The sequence below is a fragment of the Candidatus Neptunochlamydia sp. REUL1 genome (assembly GCF_963457595.1).
GTDB lineage: Bacteria > Chlamydiota > Chlamydiia > Chlamydiales > Simkaniaceae > Neptunichlamydia.
Genome location: NZ_OY735137.1, coordinates 389,089 through 403,937 on the forward strand (window position 1 = coordinate 389,089; position 14,849 = coordinate 403,937).

Genomic DNA, 14,849 nt, shown 5'->3' on the forward strand with positions numbered 1-14,849 from the left:
ACTGACATGGAAATTCCTTAGCAACCTAAAAAGTTTCGTTAATTACAAAAATGCCTCAGCACCAAGCTTTAGCAGTCCTCTTATTTTAAATTATTTTCCTTTTTCTGTGTAGAATTATATAAATAATTCACAGTAAAATGGTTAGGTTTTTCCCGGTAAGGCTATCTCCCACAACCTTACCCCCTTTCGTAAAAATTGGGGCCTTATCATAAAAGAAGGAAGGTACATGCTGTGCGGCAAACCACTTCTTCAATTTTCTTTTAAGAAGCGGCTGAATCTCCGAAAGCCTTTTTAAAGAAACACCCTCTTCAATTTTAATCTTTCCCTGCCAAAACTCTCTCCAGTCTCCATTTTCTCCTTCTGTCCAAAGTTCACTTTTTTCAAAAAAGTCAGGAAAGGGATTCTGATAGATGAATAGGTGCGATCGAGTCACTTGAAAAGTTATACTCCCCGCCTGAATCAGGCGAGAACAGCGACGTTCCCTGATAAGTTTCATGAGAACTTCAAGAGCATCGTGCGAAAAGGGAGCCGTCCCCTTTAAGTAATACTTGAGCTCGACAGGATGAATTCCCTGTTCTAACTCAAGGTAAGCTCCAAAAGGACCGTAAATGAGTTTTTTCTCAATCTCTCCCCCTTTCTCTTCAAAATAGTCGGAAAGTTCTTGGCACATTTTTCCAATTCTCGCAAAATTCCCCTCCATTCTCTTTCCAAAAATCTCTTCTAGAGTTGGAAAAAGTGTTTCTCTCATCCTGGAACGGAGGTATTTTGGATCTCGATTCGTGGAGTCTTCAAAGTAGTAAAGCTTCTTCTTGTGAAGGTAAGCCAAAAGGTCTTCCTTTTTTAAGGAAAGGAGAGGTCTCCATATGGAAAGATTTTCAATAGACCGTTCAGTATACAGGCCTCCAAGCCCTCTTAACCCAGCCCCTTCTGCAACCCGTTTGAATACTGTTTCAGCTTGATCACTACTATGGTGAGCTAGAAGAAGGGCTTGATAATGATGCTTTGAATGAAGAGTGCGAAAAAAATTCAATCTTTCGTTTCGAGAGCGATTTTCAAGATCGCCTCCTTCCATCTCTTCCAATCGATGGAGATAAAAAGGAAGTGAATGGGACTCAGCAATCTGGCGAAGTGCCTCTGCCTCTCTCCCACTCTCTTCGCGCCATCCATGATCTACGTGAGCTACATGTAGGGAAAAGTCGAGTTCCTTTTTAGCCTCCATCAGAAAATGAAGCAACGCCATAGAATCTGGACCTCCTGAAAGCCCTAGAAGAAGAGTCGCTCCCTTTTTTAACCGGAGCGTTAGAAAATCTTTTACAATACGAGCGTACATCGCTTCTTTCGACAAAAAAGGAATTAGGATACACTAAGAGGGATTTATTTTGCATAACTAAGGTAATGAATGCCCCTTGTATGGCGATTGCTCCTTCGCAATTATTTTCAAGTTTTCTTCCTGTGTGTCGTTGGGTTTATCTCTGTTCTCCTTGTCACACGGGTTCAAGAAATTGCGCGTCTTGCTGCCTTAAACCCTCATTTAGGTAAGATTTTCCTTTTCACTCTCTTTCAAATCCCCTATATCCTCCCCATCGCAATTCCGATTTCTGGGTTAATTTCAGCAATTATTCTGTTGCAGCGCCTCTCCCATACCCAAGAACTCACCGCCTTTTTGGCCTCAGGAATTGGAGTCAAAACTCTCGGAGCGCCCTTTCTTATGGCTGCCTTTCTTCTTTCTGTCGTGAATTTTGCAATCGTTGCAGAAGTTACCCCAAGATGTCGCCATCTCTCCCACAACTTGATCCAGAGTGCGGCAACCATCAACCCTCTATTTTTAATGAAAAAGTCTAAGATGCTCAAACTCCAAGACTCTTATGTCGACATGAAGATGACACATCTGGGAAGAGAAGCTAAAGACATCATCTTTGCAGTCAAAAATGAATCAAATGACCGTATCAGTTTAATGACAGCCAAAAAATTTATTGTTGATAATAACTTGATGACAGGAAGTCAAGTGACCATCATCTCTAGTATCGCTGAAGAGCCTGATTTCTTTGATAGCTTAATTATCGAAAATCAGGAGACAATGTCGACTTCTGCCTCAGCCTTCTCAGGTCTCATGAAAAAAAGTACTCACAGACTAGGGATAGAACATCTCCCCATGACAGCACTCCTACACACATTTTCCGATCCAGCTGCAAAGATCAAGACAATAAAGCGCGCAAATTTTGAATTTTGCCGCCGTCTCTTTTTTCCATTTATTACCTTTGCTTTTACTCTCCTAGGGTTTTCTTTAGGAATGCAAATTGGACGAGGGCGGAAGAAAAAGGGGCTTTATTGGGCAATCCTCCTCTCAGCATTTACTTTTATCTGTTCAATTGCCGCAAAATCTTTCCAACTTTCGCCACATAAGGTCATTTTCTTTTACTCTCTCCCTCTACCGATTCTCTTCTTTGCTTCATATTGGTTTCAAAAACGGATCCTAGGAGGAATTGAATGATATTTACAAAGCTCTGGCAACGCTATCTATTAAAAGAAATTCTCAAGGTTTTCTTCCTGTTTTTATTCTGCTTTTTCTTCTTGTACGTATTGATTGATTACTCAATGCACATGCAAGAAATTCTAAAGAATGAGAAAATCTCCTGGGGAGACTTGTCTATTTATTATGGAATGCTTTTTTCAAAACGATGTGACCTCCTCCTCCCTTTATCTTTATTAATTTCAAGTGTAAAGGTTCTAACAAGCTTGAATAAGCGAAATGAACTCCTTGCATTTCAAGCAGCTGGAATTCCTGTTCATTACCTCACCCGCCCCTTCTTTTTTGTAGGACTACTCTGCGTTGTAATGAGTTATTACAACTTTGAAGTTCTAGCTCCAAAATCTCTCAACTACATCGATCATTTTGAACAAAAATACCTAAAGAAGAAAAACTCTTGCAAAAAGACTGAAACAGCTGTTCATGCGCTACCTTTGGAAGACGGTACGCGCCTTCTCTATCAATCTTATAATGCTGAAAAAGAAGAGTTTATTGATATTTTCTGGGTGCTTTCTTCCGATGAAATCTATCATATGAAAACACTAAAAATCGAAGCTCCTCACCCAACGGGAACCTTTGTTGACCATATGCAACGGAATAAAAAAGGACAGATAGAAAAGGTCGCTTCCTTTGCAAAGCACTCTTTCGAATCACTCTACTTAAACTTTGATTTGCAAGATCATTTTGAAGAGTCGATGGAAAACCGATCGGTGACTCAGTTGGCAACCATGACGCTTAATAAAACCCGTCTCTTTCATGAAAACCGTTGGCTTGTTCATACTTACCTCTACTTTAAACTTTTTATGCCTTGGCTTCCCGTTCTGGTTCTGATTGGACTGATTCCTTTCTGCGTTGTTTCAAGTCGAAATCACCCAACCTTTCTCATTTTTTCTTTAACAATTTTTGGATACATCGCATTTTTTACTATTATGGATGGGTGTGTTGTTCTGGGAGAGTTGCGTGTCGTCCCCCCATTTTGGGCAATCTTCACCCTCCCGATCGCTTTTTTCTTCATTTTTGGGCCCCGATTCATTAAAATGTGTATCAGATGAGTTATAAAAAATTACTAATCCCCCCTCTTCTAGTTATCCTTATCTATGTGAGCTGGTTCAATCCTCTGACACGGCTTTGGTGGGACGCCGTTGATCTCAAGACATTCACTTTCCTTAATTCCTGGGTTCACCATAGTACTTTTTGGCAAAATTTTTGGGCCTTTACTGGACATCGCATCATGGATTGGATCCATGATCTTTTGATGTTCCTTTTTTTCTTTATTAATATCCTTTGCGCAGCAACCGCTTTTAAGAAACGGAAGGTTGCGGAAATGATCTTTTCAGTCCTGTTTATCGCACTCGTGATTTGCATGGTCAATGGGATCCTTTTCCCAGAGTTTATCCATGCTCCGAGAAAAAGCCCTACGATGGTCGATAAAAGTGCTTTTCGACTCTCCAGTGCTGTGGATTGGATCAAGGTTAAGGATCATTCTCGAAAAAGCTTTCCGGGAGATCATGCAACAACTGCCACTCTATTTACTTGCCTTATTTTCTACCTCATGGGAAAGCGGGCGGGATTTATTGCTATTCTTTATGCGATCTTTTTTTGTTTGCCCCGTCTGATTGCAGGAGCTCACTGGCTCACAGACAACTTAATCGGAAGCGCTTCAATAGCCATCCTAGCCTCCAGTATAGCTTTTGGAACGCCCTTGGCTAACTGGTGCATCAACAGAATTGAAAAACTACTTACAAGGAGAAAAGAGCCATGTCCAGAGTCCTAGAAGATTATGAAAAGTTAAAGGGACGGGGAAAGGATCTTCGCCTCCTTTCTTCGGTTTCTATGCTTCTGGAGTGGGATCAGGAGACCTTCATGCCAAAGGATGGGATTGACTTTCGCTCAAGCCAAGTTGAGCTTATCACCTCTCTTCTCCACAAGGAAAAGACCAGCCCCGAATACAAAAATGCTCTCGAAAAATTGATTGATCTTGAATCTGGCGAAGTAAAACCCGATGCTCTTGATGGAAGAAAAAAGGCCTCTCTAAGGGAATTCCGCTCTGATTTTCTTAAAGAAACAAAGCTTCCTAACGCTTTTGTCAAAAGGCTTGCAAAGGCAACCTCTCAGGGCGTGAATGCTTGGCAGCATGCCAAGAAGGATAATAATTTTGAAGCCTTTCTCCCTCACCTGAAAGAGATCGTTGCTCTTCATAAAGAAAAAGCAGATCACCTTGGTTATGATGCCCACCCCTACGACGCCTTGTTAGACCTCTATGAACCAGGGATGACTTCAAAAAAACTCAATTCTCTCTTTGGAGAACTAAAGCCTTTCTTGACCAGCCTCACAAAAAAACTCTCCCAAAAAAGAGAAAAAACAGCTTTCCTTTCAGCCAATTACCCTCTGGATGAACAGCAAAAATTCAACCATTTTCTTCTAGAAAAAATGGGAGTCGATTTAAATAGAGCACGCCTTGATTTTTCTGCCCACCCATTCTGCACGGGGTTCAACCCTCATGATGTGCGCTTTACCACCTTCACAAGTACAACCTCTTTCTTTAATAGTATCTTTGCTGTTCTTCACGAAGGCGGACATGCCCTCTATGAACTTGGCCTTCCTTATGAAGACCTGGGCACTCCTCTTGCTGATGCATGTTCCTTAGGCGTTCACGAGAGCCAGTCTCGTTGGTGGGAATGTTTTATTGGACAAGGACGTCCCTTATGGGAGTTTGCCTTCCCCTACCTTAAAAAAACTTTTCCGAAACAGCTTGAGGGGGTCACACTCGACCACTTTGTCAATGCGATCAACCATGTAGAACCCTCTTTGATTCGCATTTATGCTGATGAGGTAACTTATATCCTCCACATCATTATCCGTTATGAAATTGAAAAGGAGTTTATCACAGGATCGATCGACCTAGCTGATCTCCCACGCATCTGGAATGAAAAAATGGAAGAGTCTCTTGGAATTGTTCCAAATACCGACGCCGATGGGTGCCTTCAAGATATCCACTGGGCTTTTGGCCTGATTGGATACTTTCCTACCTATGCCCTTGGAAATCTCTACTCCGGACAAATCTTCAAGACCTTCACACAAACGTTTCCAGACTACGCAACCTCCATCGCTGGTGGAGATCTCGCTTTTATCCAAAAATTCCTCCATGAAAAAATTCACCGCCATGGCCGCGAATTCCACTCCCTTGAACTTATTGAAAACGCCACAGGCTCTCCTCTTTCCCCTAAGCCCTACATGGATTATCTAAAATCTAAATATTGATCTATTTCATGACTTCTTAGTAAGAGGTGGTGCAAGCGGGAACCTTTTGGACCCACTCTTATTTCGGACTCCAAGAGCAACTGCTTATAGCAGCTCCTCTTATCTTATTGCCAAAGGAAAAACTCGAGCACCGAGATGTAATTCTAATTTTTGAGGGTTTCACCTTCAAAACAATCGAGCAGGTGTGGTTAGACCTTCGGAAAGACTACATGGAAATGGTGCAGGATAAGGGGCAGAGTTGGAAACCCAACTTGGTAATGACTAAAAACCCTCATGCCCCTGTAGATCTCAATGATGTAGATTTTGATGCCTTTTTAACCAATCGAACAACCCTGGAAGATCCTATGGTTTTTCAGGTAAACCCTGGAGAAACCATTCGCCTTAGGTTAATCAATGGCTCAGTTGGAAGTAGCTTTCATATCACGATTGGAGAGTTAAAAGGACAGATCATTGCAGTAGATGGGAGCGACATTGTCCCTATGACCTTAACCATTTCCCAATTGCTACAGCGCAGCGAGTCGATGTTCTATTGGCTATTCCTAAAGAAGGGGGCGTCTTTCCAATCTTAGCACAGTGCCAAGAGACCAGCATGAGAACTGGTGCTCTTCTTGCGACTCCTAATGCGACTATTCCAAAGCTCAGCTCTACAGCTAAAGCTGCTATCGGTGCCATTACCAACTCCATCGAAAAATCCCTCCATGGCACACCCCATGCACCTTCACGGCCATGTCTTTCAAGTGGTTGATCGATAGCGATTCTTTTAATGGAGCCCTTCGTGCACCATCCTAGTGATGCCTTTTCAAACTGTGAAAATTCAGTTCGACGCAAATAATCTGGGTATCTGGGCCGTGCACTGCCATATTTTCTACTATCTCTGGGCAGGAATGTTTACTGTAATCCAATACAAAGACTATAAGCCTCCCCACTTTTCCAAACAGTCCATCGTCGACTATTCCCGTACCTACGGCGGCCATTAGCCCTCAAAAAAAAAGTCCTGAGGTAATCCCCAGGACTTCGTGTAAAAAGAAAAGAGAGGTGAATTTTAACGCTTAGAGAACTGAAAGCGTTTTCTTGCACCAGCAAGACCATATTTCTTACGCTCACGCTTACGAGGATCTCTAGTGAGAAACCCTTTACCTTTGAGCGAAGCCCGCCTCTCTTCGTCTTCCTTGACGAGAGCACGTGCAATTCCGAGTCTTGCGGCGATCATTTGACCTTGAATTCCGCCCCCTTTGGCGCGGATAATAATGTCATAATTATTTTCGAGTTGTAATTTAACAAGAGGGGAAAGGATTGTCTCTCTTTGAAGGTCAGTTGTAAAATACTCTTCGATTTTCCGTCCGTTGACGTCAATATTTCCTTTTCCGCGGCGAAGTCTTACTGCAGCGATTGCTCGCTTGCGTCTTCCAACTCCGATTGATTCTTTCTTTGTTGCCATAGTTTCCTTATACCTCTACTAATAGGGGTTTTTGCGCTGCCAGGTTATGAGTCTCCCCTGCAAAAATACGTAATCTTTTAAGTTGTGCTTTCCCCAGCTTTGTCTTAGGCATCATCCCTTGAACAGCATGCCGGAGGATATAGGTCGGTTTTCTTTCTTTCATTACACGATAAGGGATCTCTCTGAGGCCACCAATATGTCCGGTGTAGTGTCGATATAATTTTTGTGCTTCCTTGTTTCCACTGACAACCACATGCTCAGCATTGAGGACGATCACTCCATCCCCGCTGTCAACATGAGGGGTAAAATTTGTTTTGTGCTTCCCCCGCAATATCTGAGCAACTTCGGAGGCAAATCTGCCTAAAGTCTTTCCCTTTGCATCGAGAGTCACCCACCCTTTTGCAGCTTGAGCTTCTTCTTTGGTCAGTAGAATGGTCGAATCTTTTCGTTTAGCCATTTCTGGTTCCTTTCTCATTAACGTTTGAGGCAACAATATACAGGTTCTTCCGTTTTTTTGCCAACCCTTTCGTTGACTAAATTTTTCTTTGAACCCCTGGGAAAGGAAACTCTATCCTTGAAAATTTGAATGCACTTGGGTTAGACTTAGCGGTTATGGATAAGCCAAAAACATTTTTTATGCGTACCTACGGGTGCCAAATGAACGAACTCGACTCTGAAATAATGATTGGACAGCTCCTCAAGCGAGGGCTGAAACGGGTCTATGACGAAAAGGAGGGAGACCTTCTCCTCTTTAACACATGCTCAATCCGGGACCTTGCAGAACGAAAAGTCATGGGGAAAATCGGACAGCTCGGTCGAGGCAAGAAGAAGCAACTCATTGGAATTACTGGTTGTATGGCAATGGCCAAGAAAGATACGCTTTTTAAAAAACTTCCTAATGTTGATTTCGTAATTGGAACCAATAATATCACCGACCTAGACACTGTCATAAGCAATCTCTTAGAATCGGGAAAGCAACAAATCCGAACCGACGACCAATTCGAAGAAAACCTTGACTATCTGGTTGCGAGTCGAGATGACAAGTATAAGGCTCACGTCTCCATTATTCGAGGGTGCGACAAATTTTGTACCTACTGCGTTGTCCCGTATACCCGAGGCCAAGAAGTCTCTCGTCCTCCTGAAGATATCGAAAAAGAAGTCCGCCTCCTAGCTGATCAAGGATACAAGGAAATCACTCTCCTCGGCCAGAATGTCAACAGCTACGGAAAAGACAAACCCGACTGGAAAGAGCTCTTCCACGACCTTCTCTACCGACTTGATAAAGTAAGTGGAATTGAGCGCATCCGTTTTATGACCAGTCACCCCATCGACATCACACGAGAGCTTATGGAGGCCATTCGAGATCTTCCCTCCCTCTGTGAGTTTGTCCATTTTCCGATTCAAGCAGGATCTAGCCGTATTCTAAAGAAGATGCACCGGATCTACACCAAAGAGCAATACTTTGAAAAGGTTTCCCTATTAAAGGAAATTGTCCCTAACGTCTCGCTCGGCACAGATATTATTGTGGGTTTTCCCACGGAAACTGAAGAAGAATTCGAGGAAACACTAGAGGTGTTCCGCCAGGTCCGCTACTCTGTTGCCTTTCTCTATACCTACAGCCCTCGGAAGGGCACCCCTGCAATGCGTTGGAAGGACGACATCCCAGAGGAGGTCAAAGAAGACCGCCTCCAGCGTCTCATTGCTCTTCACGAAGAGATCTCTTCAGAAGAACGCCTCAGCTTCCTAGGAAATGAAACAGAGGTCCTTGTTGAGAGAAAGAACCGTGATGGTCAGCTCAAAGGACGTACCCGCTGCTGGAAAAAAGTCATCTTCCCAGGAGATGACTCCATGATCGGGACTCTCCAACCAGTAAAGCTCCACAGCTGTAATCACCAAACATTAATTGGAGATCTAGCTACAGCTACCAGCCGATTTTAGACTTTCTTAAAAAAATTATTGTGAATAAAGCACAACAGGACTAGCCTCATCCATTAATGGAGTAACAAAAAACGTAGTTGTTCTATACGGTCATGGAGACCAATACACCGGTGATATTAAAGATCTGAAAAAGGTTAAAAGTCCTACGAACCCCTATGTGCCCTACGACGAAGTAACCAGGGTTTGGGCATGCCTTGTTGCAAAAAAATATTTTACATCTGGAACCTATGATGTGGTCATGAAAATTCAAAACACCCCAAACCAATCGGGAATGTGCACCTCGATCTAGGCATTTCACTACGAATAACATTTTGGTGCTCATGAAGACATAACTAGGCTGGAATTAAACCCTAATGACCCTCAATACCAGCCCCGTTTCAAGGAAGGAAATTCTGATGATGGGTTTTACTCAACTGTTAATTCAGAAATTGACACCCCTGAATTGGGGCATCAGGGTGATTATACCGTCGGTTGGCACAATACCTACGTAAGCGAAATCGATGCCGGAGCACTTTATAGCAAATTTGACATGCCAAATATCCTGGATGATGAATATCACAAATATACGTTTAAATGGGAAGCAGAGCTAGTTGAAACTGACCTCACAGATAGTAATCTCCTTCCCTCAAGCAATTACAATTATTTCTATGTTGCCAAGGCTGATTCTCCCTATCAAGGAGAACCAGCAGTAAAAAAAGAGGATGGAAAATGGTATGTCCACCTAGGAAAATGTGTTTCTTTCTTTGTTGACGATCAGCAAGTGGGGGTAAATGCTGAGCAAGTATCCCCTGTTTCAGCAAGAATCCTAATTGGTGTTTGGTTCCCTGATTGCTCAGAGGGAGCTCCATGGAGCGAATCAACATTGAAAATAAGTTCGCTCTCCTTCAAGCCCGCAAATAGTGATGGTGATGTGTACTACCGGCCCGAATTTTTTCCAAATGACGGACTCTACTCTACCGAAAGAGTGGTATTGTCAAACTAATGGATCAAAGCACATTTACATCATGAGATCTCTTTCAGAAGCTTCGCTATCTTTGATGAAAGCTGCGAGAAAGAGCCCTGCGAGAAACCAGGTCACGACAAGGTCTGCAATCATGACAAAGGTAAACTTCCACCCAGCACCAAACCAGTTCCAATCTGGAACAAAACCCAGTACCCCAATGGTGAGTCCAACAATCGTCACAAAGAGAAGGCGTCCCTTATAGCTCATATCAACAGCTTGCTTTAGAAGCCAGCAGATGAAAATCGCTCCAACAAACTGGGTTAAAAAAGAATAGAAGTAAATTTTGAAGCTTGTAGGGTCGGTTCCCTGCAGCTTGACTTGAGCATAAACCAAAGGCCCTTTCTTCATCGCTGCTTTCTGCTCATCAAGGTTTCGAGAGATCTCCCCTGGAGAAAAATCAGCATCTGTCGACTTGAAATAAGGAGCAACGTAGACCCCACCTTTAGGCGCATTTTCTTTGACAACCCACGAGACAAACTCCTGGTTAGAAAACTTATTCATGGCAGAGTCGTGCCAAGGTAAAATGGTCCATGAAACAAAGGACCACGCAAAAGCAATGATGGCGCCAATAAACCCACCAAAAATAACTTTGATCATAACATCACCTTAAGTTCGTTTGGGTGCAGATTAACTGTTACAGCATTTTTTGAAAAGAAGCCTCATCAAGAATCGCGACTCCAAGGTCTTTGGCTTTATTATATTTGGAACCTGGATCCACACCAACTAGAACAAAATCGGTTTTTTTACTCACACTCCCGCTCATTTTTCCTCCTCTTTCTTTGATAAGAATTCCGGCTTCGGTTCGGGTGAACCCATCAAGGGATCCTGTTAGGACAAAGGCTTTTCCTGCAAAAACATGCCCCTCAATTTTTTTCATCTGCGCAGTTGGGGTCACTCCAAGTTCTAAAAGAGCCGCAATCTCCACTTGATGATCTTCATTTCCTAAAAACTCAACAATCGAACTTGCTACCTTTTCGCCAACCCCATCGATCCCACAAAGTTCTTCCTCCATCATCTCAGAAAGTTTGCTGATACTTCCTGCACCGTCCGCAAGAAATCCTGCTGTTCCTTCACCTACGTAAGGAATTCCAATCGCAAAGATAAAACGGGCCAAAGTCGTTTTTTTTGATTTTTCAATACTACTAAGAAGGTTTTTGATCGACTTTTCCTTAAAGCCTTCGATTTGCTTCAATTCTTCTTCTGTCAATCGATAAAGGTCAGACGGAGTCGAAACAAATCCTATTTCAATAAGCTTCTTTACGATTTCGGGACCAAGATGATCGATATCCATCGCATTTTTACTGGCAAAGAAGGAAATCCTTCGTAGATTTTGCCCTCCACAGGTTGCCTTATTGGGACAGCGGACTGCTACTTCCCCTTCCTTACGAACAACCTCTGATCCACACACCGGACATTGATCCGGCATGATCCAAGGTTTCGATTTAGAAAGGCGCTTTGCTGTCAAAATCTCAACAACTTTAGGGATGACATCCCCTCCTTTTTCAATCACAACACTATCTCCTTCCCGAATATCTTTCCGAGCCACTTCTTCTTCATTATGGAGTGTTGCGCGCGCAATCGTACTACCCGCAAGAGAAACGGGCTTCAAATCGGCAACGGGAGTGAGAACACCTGTTCGTCCAACCTGAACGTGGATCTTTTCAATGACTGTTTCAGCCTGCTGAGGAGCAAACTTGTAGGCTGCTGCCCAACGAGGGCTTTTTGCAGTTGCCCCCAACATGTCGTGATACCGGAGCTCGTCGACCTTAATGACAATTCCATCAATTTCAAAAGGGAGTCCATCTCTAACCGTTTCAATATGGTCAGTAAAAGCAAAGATTTCATCGACATTTCTGCACACTTGAAAATGTTTGTCGTTTCCAACAGCAAGGCCTAATTTTTTCAAATATGCATGAATTTCTGACTGGAAAGAAAGCCCAGAGCCTATTGCATTATACACCACAATATCGAGCTTCCGTTTCGCGACCTCCATGTGATCTAGAAGCTTCAACGAACCTGCTGCTGCATTCCGTGGATTTGCCCATGTGACATCCCCAGCTTCTTCACGTTCACGATTCATCTCAATGAAGTCGTGTTTTGGGATAAACACTTCGCCTCGCACTTCAAGCGTGACTTTTTCCTTAAGCTCGTGGGGAATATTCCGAATTGTTTTCACATTGGCCGTGATGTCATCTCCCCTCTTTCCGTTCCCTCGTGTCACACCGCGTAGTAGATTTCCTTCAACGTAATGGAGAGAAATTGCCACTCCATCCATCTTGAGCTCAACACAGTAATTAACTTTCCTCCCTTCTAAGTTTTTATCGACCCGCTTAATAAAGTCCGCAACTTCTTCTTTCGAATAGGTATTACTCAAAGAAAGCATCGGATGTTCATGCTTTACCTGAGTAAATCCTTTCGTAGGCATCTCTCCAACCTTTTTTGTCGGGGTGTCTTTGGGCACCCATTCGGGGTGCTTCTCCTCGAGCTTCTCCACCTTTTTGACAAGGAGATCGTACTCATAATCGGTAATTTCAGGTTGAGATTTTTGAAAGTAAAGCTTGTTGTGCTTTTGTATTTCTTGAAGAAGGACTAAATATTCGTCTTTGGTCATAACTGAATGATTAGGGTTGAAAGAGGAGGCAGCGAGAGCCGGATCCCTTGTTTCTCTACGACAATATCGTGATTCATTATGCCACATCCCCCAAATTCTTTTGAATCAGTAGAAAAAATTTCTTTCGGAGAGTCGCATTTTTTCATCGGAACAAGGTAGTGACTGATCTCTTCAGGAGAAAAATGATGGATGCATAGGAGGATTTCTCCTTCACTCTTTCTAAGATAAGAAAAAACACTATTCGTCTGGTCTGAATGATCAACCCACTCAAATCCCTTTTTTGAAAAGTCATTTTCGTATAGGGCAGGATGGTTTTTATAAAAGGCATTCAGCTGCATAACGCACTCTTGAAGCTGTTGATGATAGGACATCCCAAGCACATCCCAGTGGATCTCTTCATTGCAATTCCATTCGAGCCACTGTCCAAACTCTCCTCCCATGAAGAGAAGCTTCTTTCCAGGATGGCAGATCATGTAACTTAAAAGGAGTCGGAGGTTGGCAAACTTTTCCCACTCGCTTCCTGGCATCTTTGAGAGAAGACTCTTTTTTTCGTGCACGACTTCATCATGGGAAAGAGGGAGAAGGTGATGTTCATCATAAAAATAGGTCATTTCATGAACAAGGATACGATGCGCAGACTCCCGGTGTTCATGAGGAGTTTGAAAGTATTTTAAGGTGTCGTTCATCCACCCAAGGTCCCAGCGCAGGTCAAACCCCAAACCCTTAGGATCCGTCACTCCAGGAAAAGCATGAGATTCTTCCGCGATCATCAATACTGAAGGAAATCGCTCATGCACCACTTGATTTAGAGATTGCAAAAAGTGGCTCGCTTCTAGGTTTTCATTGTCCCCATTCACATTGGGAACCCACTCCCCTTCTTTTCTTCCAAAGTCAAGATATACAATAGAAGAAACAGCATCTACACGAAGACCATCGATATGCATTTTGTCGAGGTAATAAAGGGCACTTCCAAGCAAAAAATTCGCCACTTCATGTCGCCCAAAATTGAAGATATGGGTATTCCACTGAAGATGATACCCTTGGCGTGGATCTTCATGCTCATAAAGATAGGTTCCATCAAATTGAGCAATCGAGTGTTCATCTTTTGGGAAGTGACCAGGAACCCAATCTAAAATCACCCCTATTCCATTTTGATGAAGCTGATCGACAAGAAACTGGAAATCTTCAACCGTTCCATAGCGGCGAGAAATCGCATAAAATCCTGTGACTTGATACCCCCAAGACTCATCAAAAGGATGTCCCATCACCGGCATAAATTCGACGTGGGAATATCCCATTTTTTTGACATAAGCGATCAAGAGAGGCGCGATCGCACGATATCCTATAAAACCTCGACCCTTTTTCTTCCATGCCCCTAAATGAACCTCATAGATATTCAGAGGCTTATTCAAACATCTTGTGCGGCTTTCCATCCATTCGTGGTCCTTCCAAATGTGGTGATCAATCCGCGTAACAACAGAGGCCGTATTAGGACGCATTTCTCCTTGATACCCATAGGGGTCTGCTTTCTTTTTAATCACCCCTTCTAAAGTTTCAATCGCAAACTTATACCTTTCGCCCTCATTAAGACCTGGAATAAAAAGCTCCCATACCCCGGATGAACCCATCCTCCGCATCGGATTTCTGTCGATATCCCAATTGTTAAAATCTCCAATCAATGAAACATGCTTGGCACAAGGAGCCCAGACAGCAAACTTTACCCCCTCCACTTCCTCATGAACACAAATCCGACCTCCCATCGCGTCATCAATATTCAAATGTCTTCCCTCCCCCAGAAGGGTCTCATCTTCTCTGGAAAATGTCGGGGTGAAAGCATAAGGATCGCAGGCCAATAGACCACTTGAATGATGAATCAGATAATCTTTATTTGTCAGGACAGATTCAGAATCATATTCAAAAAAACCTTCCTTACTTTTTTCTAGAGGAACCTTCTTTCCCTTAACCTCGAGATCTACCCCCATTAGAAGGCGAATTTTTTTTCCTCCATTATGAAGGCCAAGGAAGCGGTGAGGGTCAGTCATTTCCATACCCGGTCATCTTACTGATGACA

Annotated in this window: 14 protein-coding genes and 1 pseudogene; 9 read left to right on the forward strand and 6 right to left on the reverse strand. The window is 43.1% G+C overall.

Annotated features, from left to right (window positions below):
* Positions 1-127: 127 nt before the first annotated feature.
* Positions 128-1,345, reverse strand: coding sequence for a tRNA lysidine(34) synthetase TilS (gene tilS / locus R2I63_RS02325; protein WP_316358400.1), 1,218 nt, complete (start codon positions 1,343-1,345; stop codon positions 128-130).
* Positions 1,346-1,399: 54 nt separating this feature from the next.
* Here tilS and R2I63_RS02330 point away from each other — a divergent pair, with 54 nt between their 5' ends.
* The 7 genes and pseudogenes from R2I63_RS02330 to R2I63_RS02360 all read left to right on the forward strand — a co-directional run.
* On the forward strand, positions 1,400-2,491 hold the full coding sequence (locus R2I63_RS02330) for an LptF/LptG family permease (protein ID WP_316358403.1): 1,092 nt from the start codon (positions 1,400-1,402) through the stop codon (positions 2,489-2,491).
* A complete protein-coding gene (locus tag R2I63_RS02335) occupies positions 2,488-3,579 on the forward strand; it encodes an LptF/LptG family permease (protein ID WP_316358405.1) in 1,092 nt (363 codons plus the stop codon). The genes R2I63_RS02330 and R2I63_RS02335 overlap by 4 nt, the downstream gene beginning before the upstream one ends.
* The gene (locus R2I63_RS02340) at positions 3,576-4,301 is read left to right on the forward strand and encodes a phosphatase PAP2 family protein (RefSeq protein WP_316358407.1); all 726 of its coding nucleotides are present in this window, start codon (positions 3,576-3,578) and stop codon (positions 4,299-4,301) included. The genes R2I63_RS02335 and R2I63_RS02340 overlap by 4 nt, the downstream gene beginning before the upstream one ends.
* Entirely contained in the window at positions 4,286-5,788 is a 1,503-nt protein-coding gene (locus tag R2I63_RS02345; RefSeq protein ID WP_316358409.1) for a carboxypeptidase M32, read from the forward strand. Before R2I63_RS02340 ends, R2I63_RS02345 begins: the two co-directional genes overlap by 16 nt.
* A 29-nt stretch (positions 5,789-5,817) precedes the next feature.
* A complete protein-coding gene (locus R2I63_RS02350) occupies positions 5,818-6,357 on the forward strand; it encodes a hypothetical protein (protein ID WP_316358411.1) in 540 nt (179 codons plus the stop codon).
* A gap of 20 nt (positions 6,358-6,377) precedes the next feature.
* Positions 6,378-6,533, forward strand: a complete 156-nt coding sequence (locus R2I63_RS02355; RefSeq protein ID WP_316358414.1) for a hypothetical protein — start codon at positions 6,378-6,380, stop codon at positions 6,531-6,533.
* A gap of 31 nt (positions 6,534-6,564) precedes the next feature.
* Positions 6,565-6,765: pseudogene (locus R2I63_RS02360) on the forward strand (multicopper oxidase domain-containing protein); the annotation flags it as partial.
* A 65-nt stretch (positions 6,766-6,830) separates the two neighbouring features.
* Here R2I63_RS02360 and rpsI read toward each other — a convergent pair.
* Positions 6,831-7,226, reverse strand: coding sequence for a 30S ribosomal protein S9 (gene rpsI / locus R2I63_RS02365; RefSeq protein ID WP_316358416.1), 396 nt, complete (start codon positions 7,224-7,226; stop codon positions 6,831-6,833).
* 7 nt (positions 7,227-7,233) lie between these two features.
* Complete coding sequence (rplM, locus tag R2I63_RS02370; RefSeq protein ID WP_316358418.1) at positions 7,234-7,683, reverse strand: 50S ribosomal protein L13; 450 nt, start codon at positions 7,681-7,683, stop codon at positions 7,234-7,236.
* Between the two features lie 155 nt (positions 7,684-7,838).
* Between rplM and miaB the strand changes: the two genes are divergently transcribed.
* Together miaB and R2I63_RS02380 are read left to right on the forward strand one after the other, a co-directional pair.
* Positions 7,839-9,164, forward strand: coding sequence for a tRNA (N6-isopentenyl adenosine(37)-C2)-methylthiotransferase MiaB (miaB, locus tag R2I63_RS02375; protein ID WP_316358420.1), 1,326 nt, complete (start codon positions 7,839-7,841; stop codon positions 9,162-9,164).
* 442 nt (positions 9,165-9,606) lie between these two features.
* The gene (locus R2I63_RS02380; protein ID WP_316358422.1) at positions 9,607-10,146 is read left to right on the forward strand and encodes a hypothetical protein; all 540 of its coding nucleotides are present in this window, start codon (positions 9,607-9,609) and stop codon (positions 10,144-10,146) included.
* Positions 10,147-10,161: 15 nt separating this feature from the next.
* On the opposite strand, the gene R2I63_RS02385 is transcribed toward R2I63_RS02380, so the two are convergent.
* The 3 genes from R2I63_RS02385 to glgB are packed head-to-tail and all read right to left on the reverse strand — an operon-like array spanning position 10,162 to position 14,826.
* Positions 10,162-10,764 carry a hypothetical protein gene (locus R2I63_RS02385; RefSeq protein ID WP_316358424.1) on the reverse strand — a complete coding sequence of 201 codons (603 nt, stop codon included), beginning with the start codon at positions 10,762-10,764 and terminating at the stop codon, positions 10,162-10,164.
* 37 nt (positions 10,765-10,801) lie between these two features.
* A complete protein-coding gene (gene ligA / locus R2I63_RS02390; protein ID WP_316358426.1) occupies positions 10,802-12,778 on the reverse strand; it encodes an NAD-dependent DNA ligase LigA in 1,977 nt (658 codons plus the stop codon).
* Complete coding sequence (gene glgB, locus R2I63_RS02395) at positions 12,775-14,826, reverse strand: 1,4-alpha-glucan branching protein GlgB (protein WP_316358429.1); 2,052 nt, start codon at positions 14,824-14,826, stop codon at positions 12,775-12,777. The genes ligA and glgB overlap by 4 nt, the downstream gene beginning before the upstream one ends.
* Positions 14,827-14,849 lie beyond the last annotated feature (23 nt).